The sequence below is a fragment of the Flavobacterium sp. genome (genome assembly GCF_013822155.1).
In the GTDB taxonomy this organism is placed as follows: Bacteria; Bacteroidota; Bacteroidia; order Flavobacteriales; family Flavobacteriaceae; genus Flavobacterium.
This window is the reverse complement of record NZ_PNJW01000029.1, coordinates 1-25,843: the sequence shown is the minus strand read 5'-3', so window position 1 is coordinate 25,843 and position 25,843 is coordinate 1. Positions and strand designations below refer to the sequence as shown.

28 protein-coding genes are annotated in these 25,843 nt (G+C 32.3%); 11 read left to right on the top strand and 17 right to left on the bottom strand.

Going from position 1 to position 25,843, the window contains the following annotated elements; translation table 11 throughout:
• The first annotated feature begins 31 nt into the window (after positions 1 to 31).
• Positions 32 to 727: a LytTR family DNA-binding domain-containing protein gene (locus tag C0512_RS08795; RefSeq protein ID WP_290860672.1), complete on the top strand. Its 696-nt coding sequence runs from the start codon at positions 32 to 34 to the stop codon at positions 725 to 727.
• Here the strand turns inward: C0512_RS08795 and priA are convergent.
• The 7 genes from priA to C0512_RS08760 all read right to left on the bottom strand — a co-directional run bounded on the left by priA (position 724) and on the right by C0512_RS08760 (position 6,964).
• On the bottom strand, positions 724 to 3,174 hold the full coding sequence (gene priA / locus C0512_RS08790) for a primosomal protein N' (protein ID WP_290860670.1): 2,451 nt from the start codon (positions 3,172 to 3,174) through the stop codon (positions 724 to 726). The genes C0512_RS08795 and priA overlap by 4 nt on opposite strands.
• A 41-nt stretch (positions 3,175 to 3,215) precedes the next feature.
• Positions 3,216 to 4,142, bottom strand: coding sequence for a YihY/virulence factor BrkB family protein (locus C0512_RS08785; RefSeq protein WP_290860668.1), 927 nt, complete (start codon positions 4,140 to 4,142; stop codon positions 3,216 to 3,218).
• A gap of 26 nt (positions 4,143 to 4,168) precedes the next feature.
• Positions 4,169 to 5,026, bottom strand: a complete 858-nt coding sequence (gene nadC, locus C0512_RS08780) for a carboxylating nicotinate-nucleotide diphosphorylase (protein ID WP_290860666.1) — start codon at positions 5,024 to 5,026, stop codon at positions 4,169 to 4,171.
• Positions 5,027 to 5,140: 114 nt separating this feature from the next.
• On the bottom strand, positions 5,141 to 5,356 hold the full coding sequence (locus C0512_RS08775) for a DUF2892 domain-containing protein (RefSeq protein ID WP_290860664.1): 216 nt from the start codon (positions 5,354 to 5,356) through the stop codon (positions 5,141 to 5,143).
• 70 nt (positions 5,357 to 5,426) lie between these two features.
• Complete coding sequence (locus C0512_RS08770; protein ID WP_290860662.1) at positions 5,427 to 5,741, bottom strand: rhodanese-like domain-containing protein; 315 nt, start codon at positions 5,739 to 5,741, stop codon at positions 5,427 to 5,429.
• A 67-nt stretch (positions 5,742 to 5,808) separates the two neighbouring features.
• Positions 5,809 to 6,417, bottom strand: coding sequence for a thioredoxin family protein (locus C0512_RS08765; protein ID WP_290860660.1), 609 nt, complete (start codon positions 6,415 to 6,417; stop codon positions 5,809 to 5,811).
• Positions 6,418 to 6,427: 10 nt separating this feature from the next.
• Positions 6,428 to 6,964 carry a TlpA disulfide reductase family protein gene (locus C0512_RS08760; protein WP_290860658.1) on the bottom strand — a complete coding sequence of 179 codons (537 nt, stop codon included), beginning with the start codon at positions 6,962 to 6,964 and terminating at the stop codon, positions 6,428 to 6,430.
• Positions 6,965 to 7,096: 132 nt separating this feature from the next.
• Here C0512_RS08760 and C0512_RS08755 point away from each other — a divergent pair, with 132 nt between their 5' ends.
• The 6 genes from C0512_RS08755 to C0512_RS08730 all read left to right on the top strand — a co-directional run bounded on the left by C0512_RS08755 (position 7,097) and on the right by C0512_RS08730 (position 11,071).
• Complete coding sequence (locus C0512_RS08755; RefSeq protein ID WP_290860656.1) at positions 7,097 to 7,552, top strand: MarR family transcriptional regulator; 456 nt, start codon at positions 7,097 to 7,099, stop codon at positions 7,550 to 7,552.
• Positions 7,553 to 7,562: 10 nt separating this feature from the next.
• Entirely contained in the window at positions 7,563 to 8,195 is a 633-nt protein-coding gene (locus C0512_RS08750; RefSeq protein ID WP_290860654.1) for an NAD(P)H-dependent oxidoreductase, read from the top strand.
• 25 nt (positions 8,196 to 8,220) lie between these two features.
• Entirely contained in the window at positions 8,221 to 8,790 is a 570-nt protein-coding gene (locus C0512_RS08745) for a YceI family protein (RefSeq protein WP_290860652.1), read from the top strand.
• Between the two features lie 101 nt (positions 8,791 to 8,891).
• The gene (locus C0512_RS08740) at positions 8,892 to 9,464 is read left to right on the top strand and encodes an aminodeoxychorismate/anthranilate synthase component II (RefSeq protein WP_290860650.1); all 573 of its coding nucleotides are present in this window, start codon (positions 8,892 to 8,894) and stop codon (positions 9,462 to 9,464) included.
• A 95-nt stretch (positions 9,465 to 9,559) separates the two neighbouring features.
• Positions 9,560 to 10,081 (top strand): CIA30 family protein, encoded by a 522-nt coding sequence (locus C0512_RS08735; RefSeq protein WP_290860648.1) that lies wholly within the window; start codon positions 9,560 to 9,562, stop codon positions 10,079 to 10,081.
• 42 nt (positions 10,082 to 10,123) lie between these two features.
• Positions 10,124 to 11,071 carry a tRNA-dihydrouridine synthase family protein gene (locus C0512_RS08730; RefSeq protein WP_290860646.1) on the top strand — a complete coding sequence of 316 codons (948 nt, stop codon included), beginning with the start codon at positions 10,124 to 10,126 and terminating at the stop codon, positions 11,069 to 11,071.
• A gap of 862 nt (positions 11,072 to 11,933) precedes the next feature.
• Here C0512_RS08730 and C0512_RS08725 read toward each other — a convergent pair.
• From C0512_RS08725 to C0512_RS08710, 4 genes are all read right to left on the bottom strand, one after another.
• Complete coding sequence (locus tag C0512_RS08725) at positions 11,934 to 12,530, bottom strand: hypothetical protein (RefSeq protein WP_290860644.1); 597 nt, start codon at positions 12,528 to 12,530, stop codon at positions 11,934 to 11,936.
• 57 nt (positions 12,531 to 12,587) lie between these two features.
• On the bottom strand, positions 12,588 to 13,142 hold the full coding sequence (locus tag C0512_RS08720) for a hypothetical protein (RefSeq protein ID WP_290860642.1): 555 nt from the start codon (positions 13,140 to 13,142) through the stop codon (positions 12,588 to 12,590).
• Positions 13,143 to 13,184: 42 nt separating this feature from the next.
• The gene (locus tag C0512_RS08715) at positions 13,185 to 14,303 is read right to left on the bottom strand and encodes a two-component regulator propeller domain-containing protein (protein ID WP_290860640.1); all 1,119 of its coding nucleotides are present in this window, start codon (positions 14,301 to 14,303) and stop codon (positions 13,185 to 13,187) included.
• 189 nt (positions 14,304 to 14,492) lie between these two features.
• A complete protein-coding gene (locus C0512_RS08710) occupies positions 14,493 to 16,271 on the bottom strand; it encodes a S41 family peptidase (RefSeq protein WP_290860638.1) in 1,779 nt (592 codons plus the stop codon).
• Between the two features lie 91 nt (positions 16,272 to 16,362).
• Between C0512_RS08710 and C0512_RS08705 the strand changes: the two genes are divergently transcribed.
• A complete protein-coding gene (locus C0512_RS08705; protein WP_290860636.1) occupies positions 16,363 to 17,298 on the top strand; it encodes a winged helix-turn-helix domain-containing protein in 936 nt (311 codons plus the stop codon).
• Between the two features lie 19 nt (positions 17,299 to 17,317).
• Here the strand turns inward: C0512_RS08705 and C0512_RS08700 are convergent, their stop codons facing one another.
• From C0512_RS08700 to C0512_RS08675, 6 genes are all read right to left on the bottom strand, one after another.
• Complete coding sequence (locus tag C0512_RS08700; protein WP_290860634.1) at positions 17,318 to 17,596, bottom strand: hypothetical protein; 279 nt, start codon at positions 17,594 to 17,596, stop codon at positions 17,318 to 17,320.
• A 59-nt stretch (positions 17,597 to 17,655) separates the two neighbouring features.
• Positions 17,656 to 18,417, bottom strand: coding sequence for a peroxide stress protein YaaA (yaaA, locus tag C0512_RS08695; RefSeq protein WP_290860632.1), 762 nt, complete (start codon positions 18,415 to 18,417; stop codon positions 17,656 to 17,658).
• Positions 18,418 to 18,516: 99 nt separating this feature from the next.
• The gene (cmk, locus tag C0512_RS08690; RefSeq protein WP_290860631.1) at positions 18,517 to 19,203 is read right to left on the bottom strand and encodes a (d)CMP kinase; all 687 of its coding nucleotides are present in this window, start codon (positions 19,201 to 19,203) and stop codon (positions 18,517 to 18,519) included.
• A 59-nt stretch (positions 19,204 to 19,262) separates the two neighbouring features.
• The gene (porQ, locus tag C0512_RS08685) at positions 19,263 to 20,282 is read right to left on the bottom strand and encodes a type IX secretion system protein PorQ (protein WP_290860630.1); all 1,020 of its coding nucleotides are present in this window, start codon (positions 20,280 to 20,282) and stop codon (positions 19,263 to 19,265) included.
• 136 nt (positions 20,283 to 20,418) lie between these two features.
• Positions 20,419 to 22,869: an endopeptidase La gene (gene lon / locus C0512_RS08680; protein ID WP_290860629.1), complete on the bottom strand. Its 2,451-nt coding sequence runs from the start codon at positions 22,867 to 22,869 to the stop codon at positions 20,419 to 20,421.
• 194 nt (positions 22,870 to 23,063) lie between these two features.
• A complete protein-coding gene (locus tag C0512_RS08675; protein WP_290860628.1) occupies positions 23,064 to 23,786 on the bottom strand; it encodes a hypothetical protein in 723 nt (240 codons plus the stop codon).
• An 87-nt stretch (positions 23,787 to 23,873) separates the two neighbouring features.
• Here C0512_RS08675 and C0512_RS08670 point away from each other — a divergent pair, with 87 nt between their 5' ends.
• From C0512_RS08670 to C0512_RS08660, 3 genes are all read left to right on the top strand, one after another.
• Positions 23,874 to 24,464, top strand: coding sequence for an RNA polymerase sigma factor (locus C0512_RS08670; RefSeq protein ID WP_367160759.1), 591 nt, complete (start codon positions 23,874 to 23,876; stop codon positions 24,462 to 24,464).
• A 2-nt stretch (positions 24,465 to 24,466) separates the two neighbouring features.
• Positions 24,467 to 25,012 (top strand): anti-sigma factor, encoded by a 546-nt coding sequence (locus C0512_RS08665; protein ID WP_290860627.1) that lies wholly within the window; start codon positions 24,467 to 24,469, stop codon positions 25,010 to 25,012.
• On the top strand, positions 24,996 to 25,843 hold an 848-nt coding region (locus C0512_RS08660), incomplete at its 3' end, for a hypothetical protein (protein WP_290860625.1). The genes C0512_RS08665 and C0512_RS08660, both read left to right, overlap by 17 nt.

The window sequence follows — 25,843 nt, the reverse complement described above, 5'->3', positions numbered from 1 at the left end:
TTTGTTTCACCAAATCTATAATAACCGTATTATGAAACTAAATTGTGTCGTAGTCGATGACAGTTCTATTCAAAGAATGATCATCACAAAGTTAGTGAATAATCACCAAAATCTTAATCTAGTAGGTGATTTTTCTAATGCTATTGAAGCAAAGAGTTGTATGTCCATACACTCTGTTGACCTCATTTTTCTTGATATCGAAATGCCTATAATTAATGGGTTCGATTTTCTTGATGGGTTAAAACAAAAACCCCAAATTATTTTTATCACCTCAAAAGCAGATTACGCTGTAAAAGCTTTTGATTATGATGCAACCGATTATCTTCAAAAACCAATTTCTGTAGATCGTTTTGATTCTTCTGTAAAAAGAGCCATCGAATTGCACAAATTAAGACATGAAGTAACGGAAGAAGAAGGAGATTATATCTTCATAAAAAGTAATTTGAAAAAATTAAAAGTATTCACTTCTAAAATTAAATGGATTGAAGCGTATGGTGACTATGTCAAAGTAGTTACTGATGAAGACAGCAACTTGGTACTTTCTACCATGAAATCGTTTGAAAATGATTTATCTAAAGATCGTTTTCTACGAGTTCACAAATCATTTATTGTAAACATTGATAAAATCGAACGTTTCAATAGTAAGTTTGCTGAAATTGGCGTAACCAAAATTCCATTAAGCAGAAATAAAAAGGATGATTTGAAAAAAGCTCTTGCGATTGCTTAAGTAATATCAACATTCACAACAAGCTTTACTGCTCTATATTGCGAAATAACATCAAAACTATTCAGTATTTTCTGGATAGTTTTTTTTGTGCCTTGTGGTGAAAACGTATCCGGAATCTTAATCATAATCGTCCGAATATATTCGTTTCTAATTTTACTGATGGCAGGTTCTTCCGGTCCCAAAACCGGCATATTCAATTGTTGATTCAAAACTTGATACAACCACATGGAACTTTCTTTCACTTTTTCAAAATCTTTATGTTTCAACGTAATTTTGATTAATTTAAAGAATGGCGGATATTTAAAAATCTGTCGTTCGTACAACTGTTCTTTATACATAGCCAAATAATCATGGTGAGTTACCTGTTGAATGGTATTGTGATTTGGATTATAGGTTTGAATGATAACTTTTCCTTTTTTTTCAGACCTTCCAGCCCTGCCTGAAACTTGTGTCATCATTTGGAAACTTCTTTCAAAAGCTCTAAAATCAGGAAAATATAGCATGTTGTCAGCATTTAATATTCCTACCAAGCTCACATTATCAAAATCTAAACCTTTGGCTAACATTTGTGTGCCCACTAAAATATCAACTTCTCTATTTTGAAATTTATCTATGATTTTTTCATAACCAAATTTTCCACGGGTTGAATCTTGATCCATTCGTTGTATCTTCCTGTTTGGGAAAAGAGTGGCTAATTCCAATTCAATCTGTTCGGTTCCAAAACCTTTAGTAGTCAAATCAACACTCGAACATTGATGACAATGAGTTGGTTTAGCAATTGAATGTCCGCAATAATGACAACGCAGCTGATTTTTATATTTATGATACGTCAAACTTACGTCACAATTCGGACATTGCGGAATATGTCCACACGTCATGCATTCTAACAAAGGAGCATATCCACGTCTGTTTTGAAAAAGAATTACCTGTTCATTTAAAGATAATGCGGAAGTAATTTCTTCTATTAAAGTGTCACTAAAATGACCGTTCATTCTTTTACGGAAAAACTTATCTTTCAAATCAACTAAAATAATTTCCGGCATTGGAACATTATTATATCGTTCAAAAAGTTCTACTAATCCATATTTTTGGATTTGTGAATTATAATAGGTTTCTATACTTGGAGTTGCAGAGCCTAAAAGAACTTTAGCTTTATGAAAAGTAGCCAAAACAGTCACAGCATCGCGAGCATGATATCGTGGAGCAGGATCAGATTGTTTAAAATTTTGTTCATGCTCCTCATCCACTATTACTAATCCTAAATTTGAAAAAGGCAAAAACATGGCAGAACGAGCTCCGATTACCACTTGTGCTTTTGGAGAATTTTCTAAAACCTGATTCCACACTTCTACCCTTTCGTTATTGCTGTATTTAGAATGAAAAACAGCTACTTTATTCCCGAAAAATTTACGTAAACGTGAAAGTAGTTGAGTTGTTAAAGCTATTTCAGGAAGTAAAAACAATATTTGCTTATCGGTTTTCATCATTTCCTGAATGAGTTGACAATAGATTTCCGTTTTTCCACTGGAAGTTACCCCATGAAGTAAACAAATTTCTTTTTGCTCAAATTGTAGTTTAATTTCATCCAATGCTTTTTGTTGAGCAGGACTTAAAACCAAGTTTTCATTTAAATCTAATGCATCAAAATCGGTTCTATCCTGGATAAGATGATATTCTTCAAAAACAGCTTTATCAACAAGTACTTTCAAAACAGCTGAGGACGCTTTAGAAAATTCGAGCAATTGTTTCGCCGAAATAGGCTTTTTCTCAACAGCTTGCAATTGAAAATAACCTAAAAGTAACTCACTTTGTTTTTTGGCTTTTAATGAATTTAACAACTCATTCAAGCTTTCATTAGAAGTATAATTTTGATGAAGTTTTATATATTTTACTAATTTTGGTTTATAATTTTCCTGAATTTCTTCCTGTAGCGTAATGATATTTTTATCAATTAACTTTTGCAAAAGAGGAAAAATATTTTTTTTATTTAAAATATTCATCACATCATTTACTTTCAAAGAACTTTGGTGTTGGAGTGCTTCAAAAATTAGAAATTCATCATCTGTGAGATTGAGTTCTTCTACCGCTTCATTATGTTTCGAAGAAATAATCGTTTCACTTTCCAATAATAATGTGGAAGGCAATGCAGCCCGAAACACTTCTCCAATCGAACACATATAATAAGTAGAAATCCATTGCCAATGTTTTAACTGGGTTTCATTTACAAGAGGATTTTCATCTAAAATTTGATGGATTTCTTTTGCTTCATATAAAGTTGGTGGGTTTTGATGCACCTCAATTGCCAAAGCCGTAAAAATTTTGCTTTTACCAAAGGGAACAGCGATTCGCATTCCGGGTTTTATGAAATAATATTCTGCCTCAGTTACTTTATAAGTAAAGGTTTTATCTAGTGCTAAGGGCAAAATAACTTCAATGAAGTAAGCCATAATTGTTTAATTGCAAAAATTAGTAGCGGAAAAATTCTGTTTTAATCAAAAAGATTTTTTCTCTTTAATTTATTAATGGTCGCATTTAGTTCAAATCCGAGTAATAAAATCATGCAGTTAATCCAAATGTAAAACATCAGGATTAACAAGGTTCCAATAGAACCATAGAGTTCATTATATTTGGCAAACTTGACTACATAAATTCCAAAAACATAGGATGAAAGTAAAATTAAAAGTGTTGTAAAAACCGAACCAATGCTTATAAATGAAACTTTTGATATTTGTTTGGTGCCAAATTTAAAAAGTAACGAGGTTGTTGTTAAAATCATTAAAACAACAAATCCAAACCGAATCATTTCGACAAATGTAATATCTGTATTGATGATTTTATGTAAATGTATTTTTTGAATAATAATTTCTGAAATTAAAATGGCTACAATAGTAATTATTAATATGAATGAAAATAAAAGTGACATTCCGAGTGCAATAATATATTGTCTGATGAAACTTCGGTTTATGGTAATATGATAGGAAGTTTCAAATCCGCCTAAAACGGCATTTATTCCATTGGTCATTAAAAAAATTGACAAAATAAATCCGGAAGACAATAAACCTTGGTAACTGTTATTTAGGATATCATCGATAATTGTTTTGATTGCTTCAAACGTATTGGGTGGCACTCCATCTTCTACAAATTTGAGAAAATCATCCTGAAATCCTTCGATAGGAATATAGGGAATCAAGTTCAAGATGAACAATGCAAACGGAAATAAGGCCATGAAAAAACTAAAAGCAATTGCTCCGGCCCGATAAGAAAAAGCCCCTTCAACAATTCCAATAATATATAATTCCATCAAATCATAAAACGACAAACCTTCTAACCAAGGAAGTTTGATTCTTTTCATTAATCGAACTACGTGTTTGACTATTGGTATTTTATCTATTTTTTCTTCTATCTCTAATGACATTTTATTGTTTCAAGTTTCGAGTTTTATTAAAAAGCTTTTAAACTTAAATCCATGTTATACACAGAATGGGTCAATGCTCCTGAAGAAATATAATTCACGCCACAAGCTGCATATTGCCGAATGGTTGTTTCATTGATGTTTCCTGAACTTTCGGTTAAGCATTTATTTCCAATTATTTCTACTGCTTTTTTAGTGGTTTCAAAATCAAAATTATCAAGTAATATTCTATAAACATCTCCACTACTGAGAATTTCTTCTACTTCCTTGAGGTTTCTTGCTTCCACAATAATTTTTAAGTCTAACTCATTTTGTATTAGATAATCTTTCGTTTTTTGAATAGCCAATGAAATTCCACCGGCAAAATCGTTGTGATTATCTTTCAGCATAATCATATCATAAAGAGCAAAACGATGGTTTTCGCCTCCTCCAATTTTGACAGCCCATTTTTCAGCGGCTCGAAATCCGGGAGTTGTTTTTCGGGTATCTAATATTTTTGTAGCTGTTCCATCTAATAAATCAACATATTTCTTTGTTTTGGTTGCAATAGCACTCATTCGTTGCATTGAATTTAATACTAAACGTTCGGCTTTCAAAATTGATTGTGAACTACCGGAAACATGAAAAACAACATCTCCATATTTAACCAAACTACCATCAGGAATAAACGTTTCAATTTTTAAATTTGAGTCAACCTTATTAAAAATCATTTTAGCAAATTCTACTCCGGCTATTATTCCACTGTCTTTAACTAATAATTTTGCTTTTCCTAGTGCAGATTTAGGGATACAAGCCAGCGAACTATGGTCTCCTTCTCCAATATCTTCTCTAATTCCATTTTTTATTATTAATTCTAATTCCTTTTGAAATTGAACTTTAGTAATCATATTATTGCTTTTTAACGAAATGCTAATGTAGGAAATCGTTTTGATTTTTATAGAATGATTGATTCAAAAAAACCACGCTGTAACGTGGTTTCATTTGAAATTTTTAAATAGGGGTTATTTTTTTTTCTTCACTTCACAGGTGCTTTTGCCCAAGACTGCATAAAGGGGGCAAAATGTTGCAAAAGCGGTAACAATTAAAATTGAACTGACACCTAAAACTATCCATTTGATCATATCGTTTTCAATAAAACCCGACATAAATACAATTAAAAGTATAATTCCTATGATGACTCTAACAAAACGGTCTGTATTGCCTACATTTTTTTTCATAATAAAAAGTTTTGGTTTTTTGTAGGTTAAAATTATGAAAAAAAAAGTTTTAATCCATTAATAATCGAATTTAGTTTGGTTCTACAATGGGTCCTTTCCAATTTGATATTCCACAAACTAAATTAAACGTTTTCTCAAAACCCATTTGTTGCATTATTTCACAAGCTTTGGCACTTCTACTTCCCGCATGGCAATACACATAATAACTTTTAGCTTTATCTAATTCATCGAGCAGATATATGAATCCTTGCCCTTTATAAATATCTATATTGATTGCATTGGGAATGATTCCACGTTCAAATTCTTCGGGAGTTCTAACATCTAAGAAAACTGCGTTTTCATCTTTTTGAGCCTCTGCCCACCATTGTTCTTGTTGTAAGTCCATTTCTTTAAATTTCTGAGTTATTGAGTTGCTGAGAAAAAACTCAGTCACTTAGATGTTCCGCTACTTCCTAAGCTTTAATTGAACATCCGATTGCTTTAGTTGTTTTTGTGGTAACGGCTTTTCCTGACAACAATTCGTCAACAGCATTTTCTACATATTTTGCTTTTACAGCCGTTTCGTCTGAATGATTATCATCTATTGCTCCGATATATTGCACCACATTTCCTCTGTTCGTTTTTTGCAAAACATAAACATGGGGTGTTTTTGTTGCTCCATATTGTGGATAGATTTTTTGCCCATCGTCAAACAAATAAGGAAAAGTGAATCCTTTTTCTTTGGCACGGACTTTCATTTTATCAAAACTATCATCTTTTTGAATTTCAGGATTATTTGGATTGATGGCAATTACCGGATAACCTAATTTCTTGTATTTTTTGTCTAATTCGATAATTCTATCCTCATACGCAACAGCATACGGACAATGATTACAAGTGAAAATTACTATAAAACCTTTGGCATCTTTATAATCTTTTAGAGATACTTTTTTATTATCAACATTTTTGAGGGAAAAATCGGTGGCAATAGAACCAATTTCATAGCCATCTGGATTACTTTTAGTAAAAGCCGTTACCAAACCGGCTACAATCACTAATAAGACAATTTTTAATTTTTTCATAGTTATAATTTTAGTTAATAAATGATTTTATTTCTGATTCTAATTCTTGTTCTGTAAACGATTGTTCATAAAACTTACGCTTTTCTTTTCTGTATATGATAGTGGCCGGAATTGCACCGGTCCATTCTTTTGCAACTTTTTCAATCCAACTGTTGGCATCCGGGTCATCTAATAATACAACTTCAGCTTGTATTTTTTTATTTTGAATAAATGGAATTACTCGACTTTCGACCATTTTAGGAAAATCTAAACTCACTAAAATCATTTTGAATTTTCCTGCTTTGTATTTTTGATTTAGTGCTTCAAAATAAGGCATCTCTTTTACACATGGAACACACCAAGTTGCCCAAAAGTTGATTACATACAACGTATCATTCTTTTGATTTAAATAAGACTCTAATCCGTCATAATTGTATGACTTCAATTTAATTCCATCTTTTTCATATACTTTTAATGGTTTTGACCTATTTTCATTTTGCGAAAAACCAATAAAACAGAAAAAAAATAGAACCATAATCAACAAAATGGTTTGTTTGTAATGATGCATAAATCAATTATTATCCCATAAAATTAAACCTTACACACTCCTTCTAAAAATCTTTAACAAAAATTTAATAGACATTTGTATATACAATTAAAAAATACCATACATTTGTACATACAAATTTTGTAAATACAAATGAAAATAGAAGAAATCATAAAATCAAATTCTGTCATTAGCAATGAAAAGCGAACAGTTTTAAACATTATGTTCACCCAAAACATTGTTGCGGATGCATTTAATGAGATTTTAAGAACTTTTGATTTATCGGTAGAACAATTTAATGTATTACGGATTCTACGCGGTCAAAAAGGGAAACCCGCAAATATGTGTGTCATTCAAGAACGAATGATTGCAAAAACCAGTAATACGACAAGGCTTGTCGATAAATTATTATTAAAAGGTCTAGTGAATCGAGTCGTTTGTGAGCAAAACAGACGAAAAATGGAAATAACTATCACTGAAAGAGGATTACAACTTTTAACCGAATTAGACCCTAAAATTGAAGCACATGAATTATTATTTGCCAATAATCTCACGAAACAAGAATTAGAAAATTTAAACGAATTATTAGAAAAATACAGAACAATTTAATTATCAAACTATGTCCAATTTTATAAATGATCAAAAATGGCGTTATGCCACAAAAAAATTCGATGCAAGTAAAAAAATAGCTGCATCAGATTTAGAAACTCTAAAAGAAGCTATTCAATTAAGCAGCTCTTCTTATGGTTTACAACCCTATAAAATATTTATCATCGAAAATGCAGAATTAAGAGCAAAACTGCAACCGGCAGCTTGGGGACAATCTCAAATTGTGGATGCCTCACATGTAATCGTTTTTGCTAATATCGTTAATTTTGGTGATTCCGAAATTGATGCCTACATAAATAATTTAGCAGAAACAAGAGGAATTGAAAAAGAAAGTGTGAAAGGATATGCCGATTTTATGAAAATGAAAATCAATGCTTTATCTGTTGAAAAAAGAGATGTTTGGACTTCAAAGCAAACTTATTTAGCTTTAGCAAATCTTATGAATGCTGCGGCAGAACTTAAAATTGATGTAACTCCTATGGAAGGTTTTGAACCGGAAGCGGTAAACGAAATAATGGGATTAAAAGAATTAGGTTTAAATGCTTCTTTAATTGCCACCATCGGATATAGACATAACGAAGATTTAACCCAACATTACGCTAAAGTGCGTAAACCAAAAAGTGAACTATTTATCAATTTATAATCAATAATTAAAAACAAGAAAAACAATGAAAAATTTTAAAACAATCGCTTTAGCACTTGTTGTTGCCTTAGGAGCATTATCAGCAACAGCTCAAAACAAAAAAATTAATGTTGAAAAAAGCTCTATCAAATGGGTTGGTAAAAAAGTAACCGGTCAACATGATGGAACTATTAATTTTGGATCTGGAACCTTAGTTTTCGAAGGGAAAAAATTAAAGGGAGGTTCATTTGAAGTAAATATGACTTCAATCGCTGTTTCTGATTTAGAGGCAGGTAAAGGGAAAGAAAAATTAGAAGGTCATTTAAAATCTGGAGACTTTTTCGGAGTAGAGAAATATGCAACATCAACATTAGAATTTAAAAAAATAGGTTCTAAAGGAAGTGATATTTATACTGTGACTGCAGATTTAACCATTAAAGGAATCACAGTTCCTGTAACTTTTGATTTAGCTTTAGGAGATGGAACTGCCAGAACATCTTTCAAAATCAACAGAACAAAATATGACATTAAATATGGTTCAGGAAGTTTCTTTGATAATTTAGGAGATAAAACTATTGATGACGAATTTGAATTAAATGTAAATTTAGTTTACTAATAAATAGTGGGAAAAATTGCTACTAGCCTGATACGAAAGTGTCAGGTTTTTTTATATCTTAATGATAAAACTTTGTATTTTTACCTTTCTTAACCAACCAAATGAAAAAAGTATTAGTCATAGACAATTACGATAGTTTTACGTATAATTTAGTTCATTATTTAGAAGATTTGAATTGTGAAGTAACAGTTTTTAGAAACGATGAATTTGAACTCTATGAAGTAGAGCCTTTTCAGAAAATACTTTTGTCTCCCGGTCCGGGTTTGCCAAAGGATGCCGGATTATTAAATCAAGTTATTAAAAAGTATGCCCCTCAAAAAAGTATTTTAGGCATTTGTTTAGGACTTCAAGCAATTGCTGAAGTATTTGGAGGTAATTTACTTAATTTAAATAAAGTACATCATGGCGTTTCTTCTCAAATAACTATTATTCAAGAGGATGTGCTTTTCGATGGTTTACCTAAAAGCATACAAGTAGGAAGATATCATTCTTGGGTGGTGAATCCAGATAACATTCCGGAAGTTTTAGAAGTTACCTCAGTTGATGAAAACAATGAAATCATGTCTGTCAAACATAAATATTTTGACGTTAGAGGTGTTCAGTTTCACCCGGAAAGTATTCTTACTCCACAAGGTAAAACCATCTTAAAAAATTGGCTAAGTATTCCTGTTTAAAATCTAACTTTTAATTTAAATTCAACAAATTATAAAGAGCTGTTAATTAATCAAATCGTTCAAACATTACTTTTACCTTTATCAAAAGTCTTGCTATGAATCTTATTTTTACTTATTTATTAATAATGAACACTTCCCTCATTTACGATTTCAACAAAAACTCCTCCCCAAAAGATTGGCGAATCATCGATGATGGCGTCATGGGCGGATTATCCCAAGGAAAATTTTCGATTGATCCAGATGGGAATGGCGTTTTTGCAGGAACGGTTTCCTTGGAAAACAACGGAGGATTTTCTTCTGTTCGCTACCAATTTGATAAAATTAAGGTGACCAAAGACAGTAAAGTACGCATTCGTTTAAAAGGAGATGGAAAAGAATACCAATTCCGAATTAAAGACAAAACCTCTTCCTATTACTCGTACATCACCACTTTTAAAACATCAGGTAATTGGGAATCCATCGAAATTAAATTGAGCGATTTATATCCTTCGTTTAGAGGTAGAACGTTAGATTTGCCCAATTTTAAAAGCGATTCATTCGAAGAAATTGTCTTTTTAATTGGCAACAAAAAGAACGAATCCTTTCAACTGCTGTTGGATAAAATCGAGTTGGATTAAAATCTGACAGATTTCGATTATCTTTACGACTCAATTATACACATGAGTCCTACCCTATTATCCTCGCCGTTGCAAGGTTTTACCGATTTCCGTTTTCGCAATGCATTTCACAAGTATTTTGGTGGCATTGATACGTTTTATGCACCCTACATTCGGTTGGATGGAAAATTGGTTATCAAAAATTCCTACCAACGCGATTTGCAACTCGAAAATAATATGGTACCCGAATTGATTCCGCAAGTCATGACCAATGATGCCGATGAGTTTTTGTTTGTGGTGAAATACATTCAGGAATTGGGTTACAAAGAACTCAATTGGAATTTAGGTTGTCCCTATCCGATGGTAACCAAAAAAGGAATGGGTTCCGGATTGATTTGCGAACCGCAACGAATTGACCATATTTTAAACCGGGTACACAATGAAACCGATGTCATTGTTTCCATGAAAATGCGAATGGGTTACGAACATCCCGAAGAAATTTTAGATGTTTTTCCTATTTTGGACCAATATCCAATTAAAAATATTGCGATTCACGCTCGAATTGGGAAGCAATTGTATAACGGCGGTGTAAATTTAGATGCCTTTCAACGCTGCACCGAAAACACCAAACACAAATTGTATTACAACGGCGACATCACTTCGGTAGCGAAGTTTAAAGAAATGCAGGAACGTTTTCCGAGTATTAATCATTTTATGATTGGTCGCGGTTTGATTGCCGACCCGTTTTTACCGAGCATGATTAAAAACAACACGACAGACTACCCAAGCAACCGCTGGCAAATCTTCAAGGAATTTCACGATACGATTTACCAAGAATACGATGCCGCTCTTTCAGGCCCCACGCCTATCAAAATGAAAATGTTAGGTTTTTGGGAATACTTTTCCACTTCCTTCTCCAACCCACAAAAGACCTTGAAAAAAATTAAAAAAGCTCAGAATCCGAGAAGTTATCAAGAGGCTGTGAAGGAGATTTTTAGTGGGGAGAGGTAATTAAAATTAGCCAGATTATAATTCTTGTCCTTTTTGTTCTTAACCTTTTTTTACTTTCCTAACAAGAAAACTATTTAGAAATTTTAAAAAGTTGTAGATATTTGATTAATTTAGTAGTTATGGGCTAGTTGCGTCGAAATTATGCTTGTGATAACTATTTAAAAATTAACGGTTTTTCTTAAAAAAGGTTAAAAAACAGAAGCATGAAAGTTGGAATCTTACAGCAGAAGCTTAAATTTTTTTTTCAATTTTATTATAAACATTAAAACCAGCCAATAACGGATTTTATATAAAGCTAAATTCAAATTAAATGACCAAATATATTCTAAAAGATAAATTTTCATACCCCATTTCATTCACTTTGGTTTGGGGTATTTTACAATTTATATTCCATAAAAGCGATTGGGTTTTTCTCACACTCTCGTTAATAATAATGGTTTTGATTTTATCTCTTGTTTCTTATTATAAAAATGATAATTACATTCAAAAAATCCTAATTGAAAATGAATCAATAAATATTCAATATCAAAAGAATTTCTACTAAGGCAAACCGAACATCTTTTCTACTACAACAAATTCAGTAAAATCATTTAAATTCAGTTCCAAATCAATGCTAGATTCTTCTCATTCAATTTCAATTAGATTTATTGATGAAAACAATCTTCATAATAAAATAACTTTTAGAACAAATAACGATGACTATTTCATCGACGTCATTTATCTATTAAAAAAATACAAAAAGTGAACAATAAAAATATTCCCCCGATCGTGCGAGCGTCTCGCTCGTACCCACAAATAAAATCAACAATTTATATACTTATAAAAAGAATACACTTCTAACTACATTTCATAATTTATTTTCTTAACACCCACCCTTCCTAGGCGTCTTTTTATAAATAATTTCACCCTCTCGTTCCACATAATCGCCTGCTATTATTGGATAGGCATACTTAGGAGCTTTTGAGATGTTACGGCTTCTTATCATTATTTTGTCGTTCACTTTCAGGCTACGTAATTCGTCAAATTCACTTTTAAAATTCATGATATTCTTGCCGGGCTGTTCTATCCCAAAAGAGAGGATATAATCTTCATCATCAATCTTTACCATCATACCAAAACCTAATTTAGAGCCTGGCGGAAGAGAAAGTGAGGTCACAACTGCCTGCATATTGGTAAAATCCTTAACCGACTTACTTATTTTAGCAACAGCGGCATCTACTTTTTTACCATCGGGTGACGCTTCCCAATTTTTGAAATGAATACCATCAGGACTTGCCTCCCATTTTTTTAATTCCGCTTTACTTTCTTCCGCTGAAAGTGGCTTTTGTTTTGACTTTTTAGAAGTCTCCGTTTTAATTTCATTACTGGCAATCTTGTCGTTGTTGAACTGAGTGAAGCTAAACACCAGTCCACCAACTACTACCAAGGTTAAGATGACTATAGAAATGATTTTTTTCATGATATTTATTGATTTAATTAATATCTTAAAACTACTGACAACTAAGATTGATAATTGTTAACACCCATCCATCTTCACACTCAACTTTCCATCCACATACGAAAGAATAAAAGGAATTTTTTCCAATGAACATCGGGGTTCAATCGTAAATTGAATATAACCATAGACTTCAAAATTTTCGTTTGAAAGGACTTTTAACGATTGTTTGTAGTGTGTGTTTTCTCGAACCAATTTTACAAAACCTTCGTTTTCATCCACCTTTGATAAGGGTGTTTCGACAATTGCTCCATTGGTTTGTAAATGTTCCGGTTCAGTAAGTACAATTGTAAATTTTCCCGTAAAAGCTCCACTTTCTGTAGGCGAAACAAAATAGCCATTCTTTTTTAAATTCATTTGAATGGAAAGTAAATGTTCCTTATTGCTTTGTTTGTCTATGCGAATAATCGCGGTGTAAAGGGAATCTTCTCGCACCAAATCATCGCTAAAATGAGTGGGACCAACATATACGCTGTCAACCGCTTTGGTGTTTTGAGCCATGTCTTGTGAGTTTACCTTCGCACAATTGTAATTGAATGAAAGGAGTAAAACTCCATAAAAGAAACTGTTGTTCATGATTGATGATTTTAAAGATTTATAATAAATTGTTTTTTACCATTACCACGGTCCATTTCTAGTAACATTCACAAAGGCATTGTTTTCCAAACGATAAGCTCCTTTAAAACCTACAAACCAAAGTCGCTCTAGTTGGTCTTGATAAATTTGAAAAGGAAAAGGCCTAAAATTACCTTCTTTAATTTGTATTTTATTGAATGTTTCACCGTTGTAACTGTAGATATCACGCTTATTCGCAGTAAACCAAATCGTACCGGTTTTGTCTCCAAAAATGCAGCCTACTCCTTCATCCTTACCCAATAATTTTTCAGTGATGCTTTGAAACGTAGTCCCATCGTAGAGAAAAAGTCCGTTTACGGTGGATATCCAATACGTTCCATCTGCTCGTTCAATAATTTGATTCACAAAATTGGATAACGATTGGTCTTTAGCTGAAATGTTCGTTAATGTATTTCCATCAAACCTATACGCTCCGCCATTCGTAGCAAACCACATATTGCCTTTACTGTCTTCAGTAATGGAGTGTATCATTTTGGAAGTGCTAACTCCAAAGTTTGGATTTACTTTTCCTTCCGGAATTTCAAACGGTGTAAATGCTTTGCCATCAAAAGTAAAGACACCTTGTGTAGTTCCAATCCAAAGTGTTCCTTTTGAATCCATTAGCATACTCCAAAGTCCGCCTTTAGTAAGAATTTCTTTTTCATGATAATTAGTAAAATACGTTCCGTCATATTTAGCAATTCCTCCGCCATAACCAATCCAAATCGCACCCGTTTTGTCTTCAAGAATAACATGAATTGTTACTCCTTCTCCAATGCGGTTTTTAAGATCAAAATAAACAAGTCCATTTTTGTCCTTTCGACAGAGTCCACTTTGTGTCCCGAACCAAAAGTTTCCTTTACTATCTTGAAAAACAGTACGAACCACGCCACTGATTTGGTTTCCTTGATAATCTTGGTCATGTACGTCCACTCTAAACTCGGGTAAAGTTTCTGCTTTTACACTGAAACTATCAGCATGTACTTTCGTTTGTTCCGGTATAAATTTTAATGGTGTAGCATTTTTTTCAATTTGTCCGGCACACGATGTCATACATAACGAACATAATAGCGAAAGAAAAATTGCTTTTGTTTTAAAAATAGTTAGTAGAATGTATTTCATTGTTATTTCTTATTATTAAGGAGTGTGTAAGATTTAGTTCATCAATCCGAACAAACTTGATGTAAAACTAGCCCAATCAATTGTGTAAAATGCAAAAAAAATGTAAAAGAAGTGTCAACTGTTTTAAAAAATCACAAAATTGCTTGATTTAAGCTGTTGGTTAATAGTCTAAAAAGCTTATTATCACAGTTACTTACTATTTTTTATTAGTTGCAACGCATGTTTCTTCACAATGTCGTTTTTATTTAAATAATCATCAATACTTTGCGAAACATAAATATCCGGTAAAATTCCTTGGTTATCCTTCAATGCTGTTGCTGAAGAAATGTGTGTATTATTAGCTGAAGAGACTACAAATTTTGTGTTTTTCAATCGAAAGAGTGTTTGCCCTGCGGTACAAAATTGATTTGAACCCAACTCTTCTCCTATTATTGTTCCAAAATGATGTGCTTTCACTAAACTCATGAAATGACCGGTGGTCGAATTTCCTTTTCCATCGATAAGAAAATAGACGTTCCCTTTAAAACGATTTTTATGTGGATAAAAAACTTCTACTCCATAAGACTTTTGTGGTTTTCCTTCCGATTCTATTTTGGAATAATAGGTAAATGAGGTATCAAGAAGATGCTGAAGCAAGTAAATACTCGGATACTGAGAACCACCCCCATTGTACCTAACATCAATGATTAAATTTTTGATTTTCTTTTGGTGCAATTCTTGAAAACTTTTGTCTAAGAAAGCATTGAATACCAGATGCTGGTCATTAAAATCATAATAATTAAATGAAGCTATGGTAAGAACAGCGGTGTTTGTATCAATAATTTCAAAGCACAAATTGTCAGAACAAGTATTCAAAGAAAGGTCATCCCTCTCCGATGCGAAATTTTCCGGACGTTTCAAGGTAATGGATTGGGTGTTTCCTTTTAATTGCACGACAAAGGTTTCCGGAAAACCTAACTCATAAGGAATCATCAAAGCAAAATGTGTATTAAATTTTTGCCGTTTGTACGTTTGAATATTCGCTTGTGCGGCAATGTGCTCATAAATAGCTGCTATAAGTTCTGCCGTTTCAACTCCATTAATACTTAAAATTTCATCTTTAACTTTTACTTGATCTACATTATTCATCGGGTCAACCACAAACAACTTACCTTCGATAAACCTCACTCGGAGTGGAAATGTTTTCTCTAACGGAACGATTCCAAATTCATGGTATTCATTTTGCATGGTTGAAGAAGTCGTGTGCGAACACCCAATACTTGCAATAATTGCGTTGCAATGCCAAGCAAATACAGCATAAGTTGTTTTTTCGGTAATCAATAACTTTTTGGATTCAATGTTTTTAAAAAAATTCTCCTTTGAAATAAATTTAAATGGATGCGGATGAATGGTGGTTAATTTTTGTCCCAGTTGATCCAAATCATCCCAATACTCTTTTTTAGAATAGACCTTTGAAAATTTTTCTACTCTTGAAATCGGTTGAATCGACGGATATTTAATTTGTTGAATAACATCTTCCGCATAAAAATTATCAGGGTTCATTTGGAATGACTTTTCATAATTTAGAAGTGCTTTTATACTGTCCTTTGCTTGAAGATATGCCTCTCCCAGACTGTCATAAGCATTGGCAGAAGAAGGAAATTCATCCACAATGAGTTTAAAAATGGCAAGAGCATCGTCTATTTTGTTTTCCCATAAAAAACTGTAACCGTATAAGGTCAACTCTGTTTCATTGCCAAATTCATACAATTCAAATTGGTCATTCTTCAATTGATAATAGAGTGCAATTCTATCATTTACGGGTAAATGATTATTTGCCCTTAACTTTTCTACAATGGATTTCTTTTTATTTTGTAAAACATTTTCTTGTGATTGATTTACTGAAGTGGTTGATGTGGAATTTCTTCCGCAAGCAAAAAGCAAACATAGAATTAAAATCAGGAAACAAATGGTGCTACTTTTTATCATGCATTGGAGTATTAATATTTATGAATTTGTACCGATAGTAAACGAATATCCTTTGAATACCATGTAAAACTAGCCTAAACAATTCTTCAAAATGCAAAAAATATGTAAAAGAAGTGTCAACTGTTTTAAAAAATCACAAAATTGTTTGTTATTTGCAGGACTTATGAATCAACGAAAAATTTATTTCTACGGTAGTCTTTGCTTCGCAATTTTTGCTGTCATCATGCTATTAATTCCTGATAAAAAAAACGAAACTTTTTCTGAATTAGTTAAAATAGCATTGCGTGATGTGGGAAATAAATTATTGCTGGCTGATCAAGACAGCACCTCACTAATATTACCGGTTCATCAAGTAGAAAAATCAAAATACCAACTTTCCTTTGAAAAAGAACTGACCATTTACCCGGACACTTTGGTAACAATTGTTCAACAAAGTTTTCAAAAAGCCAACCTTCCCTCCCATTATCAACTTGAAGTGAAGCAATGCAAAGACTTTGAAGTGGCGTATAGTTTTCTAAAAAATGCCAACGTTGAAAAAGATATCATTCCTTGTGGAGGACGAAACATGCCACAAAAATGTTATACGATTGAAGTACGCTTTTTAGAAAAAACAACAACTTCTAGTAATAAAATCATTTGGATCGTGCTTTTGTCATTAGGTATAATTGCAGCATTTCTATTTTTTCCTAAACGAAAAAATAGTATCCAATTTGATCCAACTAATGAAAATGGAATCTCACTTGGCAAGTTTCAATTCTATCCCGATGAAAATAAATTAATGGTGAAAGCCCTAGAAATCAGTCTTTCCAAAAAAGAAGTGGAACTTTTGACACTTTTTGTGGCCAACCCGAATAAAATCATCAAACGGGAAGAACTTTCCAAAAAAGTGTGGGAAGATCACGGCGTTTTTGTGGGGAGAAGCTTAGATACGTACGTTTCTAAATTGCGAAAAAAATTGAGTGAAGATGACTCCATTAAATTAACGAATGTGCATGGAATTGGGTATGTGTTGGAGGTGAAAGAATAAAGACGATTTAATATTCAACTTAATGATTCAGCAACCATAATGAATCATTTGCCTTGGTTGTATAATTCCAAATTAATTCTTTGTCAAGATTGTTTCGCAAATGAATTTTACCATCAATTAATTTGTAATCAACTTTGTAATAATTCAGCACCTCAATTAAATTTTTGGTTTGTTCTTGATTTAAAGAGCTTGGTTTTTCAATTAATTCATTGCCGTCAAAAAATACAGGTTTATATTCTCTATAATTGGAACATGATATCAGAAGTATGATAAACATAATATAAATAGTAATTTTCATCTGAAAAATTTATTAGAATACAACAACCTGAAACCTGAAACTTGAAACCTGAAACAAAACTACCTCGTAAACACCAACCGATTCCCCTTACTCAAATTCCCATCAAACGCATAACCTTCATAATTAAAACCTTTCAAATCGTCAATCGTTTCGGCATTTGTGTCAATGATGTATCGCACCATCATGCCTCTCGCCTTTTTGGCAAAAAAGCTAATCATTTTTAATTTGCCGTCTTTGTAGTCTTTGAATTCGGGAGTAATGACGGGAACTTTTAAAGCTTTCACATCTACTGCATCAAAATATTCGTTGCTGGCTAAATTGATAAAAAGTTCGTCTTTTGTTAATTCATTATTGATTTCTTTGGTGATTTTAGTTTTCCAAAATTCATATAAGTTCTTGTTTTTCCCAATGGGAAATTTAGTTCCCATTTCCAATCGATACGGTTGTATTAAATCCATTGGTTTCAACAAACCATACAATCCGGAAAGAATGCGGAGTTTGTCTTGTAAAACATCTATTTTTTCAATTGGTAATGTTTTAATATCCAATCCAATGTAAACATCTCCGTTAAACGCATAAATAGCTTGACGAGAATTTTCGGGTGTGAAATGGTCTAAATCGCGTTCTTGGTTGCGTTGCCAATTCAAATCAGCCAATTTATCCGAAATGTCCATCAATTCCATCAATTGTTTTGGCTTTTGCTTTTTCAACTGTTTGTGAATAACATTCGCTTCTTTTAAAAAACAGGAAGTGGTGGATTTCAGTGTAGGCAGCGGTCTTTCAAAATCCAATGATTTAGCTGGCGATATAACGATTTTCATGATTCAATTTTTTGTTGCTCAAAAATACAAATTGAATAATGAAAATCATAACCCATAAAATGGAAAGTAATGATTATTCTATCAATAAAACTAATGAACTTAATAGTAAAACTTATAGATTAAATCCAACACCAAATCAAATTGTTCTTTTTTGGTTAAGGTAGAATTATCTATTTCAATGGCATCATGAGCTTTTACTAAAGGAGAATCATCACGGTGGGTATCAATGTAATCTCTTTCTTGAACATTTTGCAAAACATCTTCATAAGAAACATGCTGCCCTTTTTCTATCAATTCATCGTGTCTTCGCTTTGCTCTGGTATGAGCACTGGCTGTCATAAATAATTTCAGTTCCGCATCCGGAAAAACGACAGTACCAATATCACGTCCGTCCATTACAACCGCTTTATTTTTGCCCATTGCCTGTTGTTGCTCAACTAATTTAGCTCTTACTTCTGAAATTTCGGCTATTTTACTTACTAAACGGGAAACTTCAATGGTACGAATTTCATTTTCAATATTTACATCATTCATATACATTTCTGCAAATCCTAAATCAGGATTAAATTGAAAATGAAGTTTTATTTCAGGTAATTTTTTAATTAATCCTTCTTTATCTAAATAATTTTCTGAAACCAACTTATTTTGCATCGCAAAGTAAGTTACGGCACGATACATTGCCCCAGAATCAACATAAACATAACCTAAATGTTTCGCTAATTGCTTGGCTAAGGTACTTTTCCCGGTGGATGAAAATCCGTCTATGGCGATAGTAATGTTGTTCATATTTTGAGTTTCTGAGTAACAAAATTATCCTTTTTATTTACTCTTTTTCAATTATTATCCTACTGCAAATTTAAGGTTAAACCAAACAAACTTGTATTGGCTGCTATAGTATATCGGGAATAGGAATAATCAAAACGAATTCGGTTAAATCGCAAACTGAAACCGGCTGAAATTCCGGAAAAATGACGTTTATCATCAATGCGAAGCTCTTCACTTCTTCTGAAATTATATCCCACTCGAATATTAAACGGTTTTCCGGGAAAAAATTCTGCTCCTAATATCAAATGTCGTAAAGCATTATTAAAAACCGATACCTTTTCTTCCTCACTACCGCCATCTAATGATCCTTGCGTTCGTGCCGGATTTGAAAAAGAAACATTCCATTGCTGTAAATTTTCTAATGTAATATGCCATCGAATAGGAACATTTTCAACACTTTGAGAAATACCGGCAATAATTTCAAACGGTAATTTTTCTTGAGTTCCGGCATAAGTTGTAAATTGAGTCCCAAAATTTCTAACAACTAATGCATAATTAATGTCATTATCTTCATCAATATACAAAGCTCCAACATCAATGGCTCCTCCAAATGAATTATAACTTTCCAACGTAGAGGTAATCAATTTTGCATTTGCACCTATATAAAAATCACTAAAAGGAATATTATAGGAATAGCCGAAAGATAAAGCAACTTCACTACCTGTAAAGTCGGAAGTTAAGGCACCACTTTCATCTCTTCCTTCAAAATTACCATAATTCACATAATTCACACCGGCATGAAAAGTTTGCACATGACGATCATAGGTATAAGCATATGAGGCTGTTCCGTAAGTAACTTCTCCATAATAATTTGCATAATTTACTGAAAGATGATTATGCATTTCTTGATTGATACTTGCCGGATTGAAAAGAGCTGCGTTGACATCGTAATCAAAATTAGTAATTACTTTACCGCCCAATGCAGCTTGTCGTGGTGAAGTGACGAGGTTCAAAAACTGATAAACTGATTGTCCACCAATTTGGCTGTAACTTACAGAACAAAAAAGAACAAATAGTAGTGTTAAAAAGTTTTTAAACATTAGAAAGGAACTCAGTTAGCTAAATGATAACGACAATGCGAAGATATTATTTTTTGTTCAGTAATTTTTAATGAAATTAAAATCAATAAAAAAGTTGGTGCTTTTTGACACCAACTTATATTGAAACAAAATTTAGTTATAATTTTTTTGCGTTTTTTACTTTTTGATTGGTGATGGCTATTGCAATAACCTCACTCATTTCCTTTACATAATGAAAAGTCAATCCTTCTAAATATTCCGGTTTTATTTCATCAATATCACTTTTGTTATCAGCACAAAGAATAATTTCTTTAATATTAGCTCTTTTAGCCGCTAATATCTTTTCTTTAATTCCACCAACCGGAAGTACTTTTCCTCTCAAGGTAATTTCACCTGTCATTGCTAAACTCTTTTTAATTCTTTTTTGAGTTAAGACAGAAACCAAAGATGTCAACATGGCAATACCTGCACTGGGTCCATCTTTAGGTGTGGCTCCTTCCGGAACGTGAATGTGAATATTATAGTTTTGTAGCACTTGCTGGGAAATTCCAAACATATCTTCATTCGATTTGATATATTCCATAGCAATAGTAGCTGATTCTTTCATTACCGTACCTAAATTTCCGGTTAAGGTTAAAGTTCCTTTTCCTTTGGAAATCAGCGACTCAATAAATAGTATATCTCCTCCTACACTTGTCCATGCTAATCCGGTAACTACTCCGGCTACTTCATTACCTTCCGATTTATCTCTTTCCAAACGCGGAGCTCCAAGCGTTTTGATAATGTCTTCGTCGGTCACTTTAATGTTATATTCTTCCTCCATGGCTACCGATTTGGCTGCATTTCGAATAACTTGAGCTAATTTTTGTTCTAAAGCTCTTACACCGGATTCTCGGGTATAGCCTTCTATTATTTTCTCTAATTGACGTTTTCCAATGGTTAAATGTTTTGCCGTTAAACCATGTTCTTTTAATTGTTTTGGAAATAAATGTTGACGGGCAATTTCAACTTTTTCTTCAATTGTATAGCCGGTCATTTTGATAACTTCCATCCTATCTTGCAAGGCAGGTTGAATGGTAGACATCGTATTGGATGTTGCGATAAACATGACTTTAGACAAATCATAACCCATTTCTAAAAAGTTGTCATAGAATTCACTGTTTTGTTCAGGGTCCAAAACTTCTAATAAAGCAGAAGATGGATCACCGGAATGGCTGACAGATAATTTATCTATTTCATCTAACACAAAAACCGGATTTGATGTTCCTGCTTTTTTAATACTTTGCAATATTCGTCCCGGCATCGCTCCTATATAAGTTTTACGATGTCCGCGAATTTCAGCTTCATCTCTTAATCCACCCAAAGACATACGAACGTATTCACGACCTAAAGCTTTGGCAATTGATTTTCCGATAGACGTTTTTCCTACTCCAGGAGGACCGGTTAAACATAGAATCGGTGATTTCATATCATTTCGCAATTTTAAAACGGCTAAATGTTCTATGATGCGTTTTTTGACATCTTCCAATCCAAAATGGTCTTTGTCTAATATTTTTTGAGCTCTCTTTAAATCAAAAATATCTTTCGAAAAATGATTCCAAGGCAATTCTAAGAAGAGCTCTAAATAATTACGAAGTATGCCAAAATCAGGTGATTGAGGATTAGTTCGCTGTAATTTAGAAATTTCTTTTTCAAAATGTTTCTCTGTTTTCTCGTCCCATTTCTTGCTTTTTGCTTTAGCACGCATTTCATCAATTTCTTGATCATACGAAACACCTCCTAATTCTTCTTGGATGGTTTTCATTTGTTGATGCAAGAAATACTCCCGTTGTTGTTGGTCTAAATCAACTCTAACTTTTGATTGAATATCATTTCGCAACTCTAACTTTTGTAACTCCGTATTCATATATCGCAAGGTCGTTAAAGCACGCTCTTTTAATATATTCATCATTAACAAACTTTGCTTCTCTTTTACATCTAAATTCATATTAGAGGAAACAAAATTTATTAAAAATGATTGGCTTTCAATATTTTTAATAGCAAAAGTAGCTTCTGTTGGTATGTTTGGACTTTCTTTTATTATTCTAATAGCCATTTCTTTGATTGACTCAATGATGGCTCCAAACTCTGTATCCGTTTTACTCGGTCTTTTTTCGGGTACTTCTTTAACTAATGCATTTAGATAAGGTTCTTCAGAAATTACTTTTGTGATTTCAAATCGTTTTTTTCCTTGAAGAATAACCGTTATGTTACCATCAGGCATTTTTAGAACCCTCAAAATTTGAGCTACAGTTCCAATAGAATGAATATCATCTCGTTTTGGATCTTCGACATCTTCGTCTTTTTGAGCCACTACCCCGATTACTTTTCCGGTTGCATTTGCATCATTGATTAACTTAATGGACTTGTCTCGACCTGCAGTAATTGGAATTACAACACCAGGAAAAAGAACCGTGTTTCTTAGTGGTAAGATTGCTAACGAATTTGGCAACTCTTCGTTTGCCATTTCCTCTTCATCTTCCGGTGTTAATAACGGTATTAAATCGGCTTCTGTATCGAAATCGTGTAGTGACAATTTGTCAAGTGTTAAGATATTGTGATTTGACATATAATGTTTTTAGTCAAGTTGTCAGTTATTTTTTTACGTCTAAGGCTAACAAATATAAGTCATCTGATTGATTTGCAGGTAATAAAAACCTACAAAAACGATGAAATGCATCCTGGCCGGTTTGAATAGACAAAATGCATGCCATAAAACCGCTCTGTTTTTATGAAAAGAACGGATATACTATTTAAGTAAAATTAATTAAGCGTATACGATTGAAGTTCGCTAATAGTATTTGTGCCATCTAAAACATTGCGGTATTTTACCAATCCAATGTCTTTTGCAAACCAATAATAATTTTTATTGATTATGCCTTGTGTTGTTTGAATTAGTTCAACTCTAATAATATCTGTATAAGTTACAGAACCAATTGTCAAACTTGCTTCTCGTTCTAGAATTTTTCCTTCAATTTGGACGGAAGTTGTTACAGGTGCTGAACCTTCAACGGTGGTTGTTTGAGTTAAACTTTGAGTCCAAGTTTCATCCACTTCTAAAAAGTCTTTTAAAACAATAATTTCTAAAGGTGAAACTGTAATTGTTGGTGTACCCGGAATAATAACTTCCGCACGATAATAGTATACACCATTCATTTTTCTGGACATAACTGTTCCTGAAAAAGGAGCTCCATTTGTTGACGTTCCCACAAAATTATTGTATTTGTAATATGTATTATCGTCTATCAGTTGTGTACTTATAATTTTCATTGGTTCTTGAGGCAATCCATTTTCATTAAAAACCCATTGGTTATTAACTGCCATAGGCCAATAATTTCCGGTAGAAATTCCATTGTCGTTATCCTCATCATTATTGTCATCAGGAAATTGGACGGCCGGATCAATCGGTTCAAATTCACTTGAACACGAAAATAGTGATGAAGTAATAATAAAGAGAGATACTATAAGAAGGTTAACCTTTTTCATTCGATTAAAAATTATTTTTTTCAAATATAAATATTTGTACTCATCAACTAAACGATTTTAAACTTTATTTTTACAAAACTGTAACATTTGAAAAAACAAGCTGTCTTTAAATCAAATCCAGTTAATCAATTGAGTTTAGCAAACGAAAATATTGAGCATTTACTATCGCTCTGCAAGCAAAAAAATCAAACCGCTCAATTTGAAGTGTATCAACGCTATTGTAAGGCGATGTATAATGTTGCACTCAGAATTGTAAAGGATGAGCATTTTGCAGAAGATGTAATGCAAGAAGGATTTTTAAGGGCTTTTCTAAAATTAGATGATTTTAAAAACGAAGTAACTTTTGGTGCTTGGTTAAAACGGATTATCATCAATTACAGTATTGATTTTTATAAGAAAAACAGTTTTTATAATCATGATGATTTTGAAACTAAAGCCTTTAAAATAGAACAAAAAGAAGAAACTGATGATTCAGATTATTCAACTTTAAAAGTTAAGGAAATTCATACTGCTATGAATGAATTAAAAGAGAATTATCGCCTGATTTTAAATTTAATATTGATTGAAGGGTATGATTATGAAGAAGTTTGTGAAATTCTAAACATCAGTTATGCCAATTGTAGGACTACTTTCAGTAGAGCCAAAGAAAGTTTAAAAACAAAATTAGAAAAGAAATAAAAATGAAAAAGAGTGAAGACCCTATCGAATCAATTTTTGAACGATTAGACAACCAATGGGATACAGAACTTCCCAATCTTGGACATGCGGATAGATTTATGGAAAAATTAAATCGTCAACCTGTTCAAAAGAAGAAAAACAATTGGAAATCATTTGCTATTGCCGCTTCTCTATTGTTAACAGTCGGTTTAATTACCTTTTATCAATATACTAACAAACCAATCGATCAATGGGAAAATGCTTCTGTTCAAACCAAAGAAACACACGACTATTTTGCTTCTGTTGTTGAGAAAGAATTAGCCGTTTTAAAAGCAAATCAAACGAAAGAAACTGAGCCTATCATTGCTGACGCGTTAAAGCAAATGAAAGTTTTTGAATCAGATTATCAAAAAATAATCATAGAACTTCAAAAAAATGGAGATACAAAACAAATACTTTATGCCATGATTGTAAATTTTCAAACCCGAATTTCCTTTTTAGAAGATATCATCAAACAAATTGAAATCATTAATCATCAAAATACAATACAAAATGAAAAATCTAGTTAACTTACTCTTACTCTTGTTTATTGCAAGTACAAGTTTTGCAAAAGAACATAATGGAAAATACACCAAACAAAAAACGATTAAAAAAACAGTTTTGGTAAATTCCGATGCTACAGTATCCATTGATAATAAATATGGAAATTTGATGATAATCACTTGGGATGAAGACAAAATTGACATAGAAGTGGTTGTAACTATTAGTGCTGATTCTGAAAAATGGGTTGACCAAAAACTAGCTTCAATAACTGTTGATTTTAATGGTAGTAAAAGTCTGTATAGTGCTGAAACTATTTTTGATAAAAGTGATAATTATGGGAAAAGTAGCAGTATGGAAGTCAATTACACCGTAAAAATACCAAAAAACGGTAGTGTAAAATTAGATAATAAATATGGTAATATTGTGATGCACGACTTAAATGGAAGTTCAGACATTGTGTGCAAATACGGAAAAATCACCTTAGGAAAACTCAATAATTCTTCTAATACTATAAAAATCGATTATTGTTCAAAATCCAGTATTGAATCAGTTAAAAACGCAACCATAAATGCTAAATATTCCGGGTTAGTTCTCTCTGATTTCAGCAATTTAGATTTAAATTCAAGTTATACTGATGTTTCTATTTTGAATGGGAACAATTTAACTTACCAGAGCAATTATGGTAAAATTTCGGTTGGAAAAGTTACAAATTTAGAAGGAAACGGAAATTATCTCACTATAAAGATAGCTGAAATTCAAAGTAATTTAAAATTGACTACCAATTATAGTAATATAACATTAAATGCTGTTTCAGAAAAAGCAAATAATATAGCTATAACAGCAGGTTATACAAATAT

What these genes read in the sequence shown, in the direction of transcription:
- C0512_RS08755 (WP_290860656.1), top strand. Translation starts at nt 7,097, where the DNA reads ATGAAAATAGAAGAAATCATAAAATCAAATTCTGTCATTAGCAATGAA.
- C0512_RS08765 (WP_290860660.1), bottom strand. Translation starts at nt 6,417, where the DNA reads ATGAAAAAATTAAAAATTGTCTTATTAGTGATTGTAGCCGGTTTGGTA.
- C0512_RS08705 (WP_290860636.1), top strand. Translation starts at nt 16,363, where the DNA reads ATGCAAAAAATATGTAAAAGAAGTGTCAACTGTTTTAAAAAATCACAA.
- C0512_RS08710 (WP_290860638.1), bottom strand. Translation starts at nt 16,271, where the DNA reads ATGATAAAAAGTAGCACCATTTGTTTCCTGATTTTAATTCTATGTTTG.
- C0512_RS08735 (WP_290860648.1), top strand. Translation starts at nt 9,560, where the DNA reads ATGAATCTTATTTTTACTTATTTATTAATAATGAACACTTCCCTCATT.
- C0512_RS08730 (WP_290860646.1), top strand. Translation starts at nt 10,124, where the DNA reads ATGAGTCCTACCCTATTATCCTCGCCGTTGCAAGGTTTTACCGATTTC.
- porQ (WP_290860630.1), bottom strand. Translation starts at nt 20,282, where the DNA reads ATGTTTAAAAACTTTTTAACACTACTATTTGTTCTTTTTTGTTCTGTA.
- C0512_RS08675 (WP_290860628.1), bottom strand. Translation starts at nt 23,786, where the DNA reads ATGAAAAAGGTTAACCTTCTTATAGTATCTCTCTTTATTATTACTTCA.
- C0512_RS08725 (WP_290860644.1), bottom strand. Translation starts at nt 12,530, where the DNA reads ATGAAAAAAATCATTTCTATAGTCATCTTAACCTTGGTAGTAGTTGGT.
- C0512_RS08785 (WP_290860668.1), bottom strand. Translation starts at nt 4,142, where the DNA reads ATGTCATTAGAGATAGAAGAAAAAATAGATAAAATACCAATAGTCAAA.
- C0512_RS08770 (WP_290860662.1), bottom strand. Translation starts at nt 5,741, where the DNA reads ATGGACTTACAACAAGAACAATGGTGGGCAGAGGCTCAAAAAGATGAA.
- C0512_RS08775 (WP_290860664.1), bottom strand. Translation starts at nt 5,356, where the DNA reads ATGAAAAAAAATGTAGGCAATACAGACCGTTTTGTTAGAGTCATCATA.
- C0512_RS08715 (WP_290860640.1), bottom strand. Translation starts at nt 14,303, where the DNA reads ATGAAATACATTCTACTAACTATTTTTAAAACAAAAGCAATTTTTCTT.
- priA (WP_290860670.1), bottom strand. Translation starts at nt 3,174, where the DNA reads ATGGCTTACTTCATTGAAGTTATTTTGCCCTTAGCACTAGATAAAACC.
- C0512_RS08750 (WP_290860654.1), top strand. Translation starts at nt 7,563, where the DNA reads ATGTCCAATTTTATAAATGATCAAAAATGGCGTTATGCCACAAAAAAA.
- nadC (WP_290860666.1), bottom strand. Translation starts at nt 5,026, where the DNA reads ATGATTACTAAAGTTCAATTTCAAAAGGAATTAGAATTAATAATAAAA.
- lon (WP_290860629.1), bottom strand. Translation starts at nt 22,869, where the DNA reads ATGTCAAATCACAATATCTTAACACTTGACAAATTGTCACTACACGAT.
- C0512_RS08665 (WP_290860627.1), top strand. Translation starts at nt 24,467, where the DNA reads ATGAAAAAGAGTGAAGACCCTATCGAATCAATTTTTGAACGATTAGAC.
- C0512_RS08745 (WP_290860652.1), top strand. Translation starts at nt 8,221, where the DNA reads ATGAAAAATTTTAAAACAATCGCTTTAGCACTTGTTGTTGCCTTAGGA.
- C0512_RS08795 (WP_290860672.1), top strand. Translation starts at nt 32, where the DNA reads ATGAAACTAAATTGTGTCGTAGTCGATGACAGTTCTATTCAAAGAATG.
- yaaA (WP_290860632.1), bottom strand. Translation starts at nt 18,417, where the DNA reads ATGAAAATCGTTATATCGCCAGCTAAATCATTGGATTTTGAAAGACCG.
- C0512_RS08740 (WP_290860650.1), top strand. Translation starts at nt 8,892, where the DNA reads ATGAAAAAAGTATTAGTCATAGACAATTACGATAGTTTTACGTATAAT.
- cmk (WP_290860631.1), bottom strand. Translation starts at nt 19,203, where the DNA reads ATGAACAACATTACTATCGCCATAGACGGATTTTCATCCACCGGGAAA.
- C0512_RS08700 (WP_290860634.1), bottom strand. Translation starts at nt 17,596, where the DNA reads ATGAAAATTACTATTTATATTATGTTTATCATACTTCTGATATCATGT.
- C0512_RS08720 (WP_290860642.1), bottom strand. Translation starts at nt 13,142, where the DNA reads ATGAACAACAGTTTCTTTTATGGAGTTTTACTCCTTTCATTCAATTAC.
- C0512_RS08760 (WP_290860658.1), bottom strand. Translation starts at nt 6,964, where the DNA reads ATGCATCATTACAAACAAACCATTTTGTTGATTATGGTTCTATTTTTT.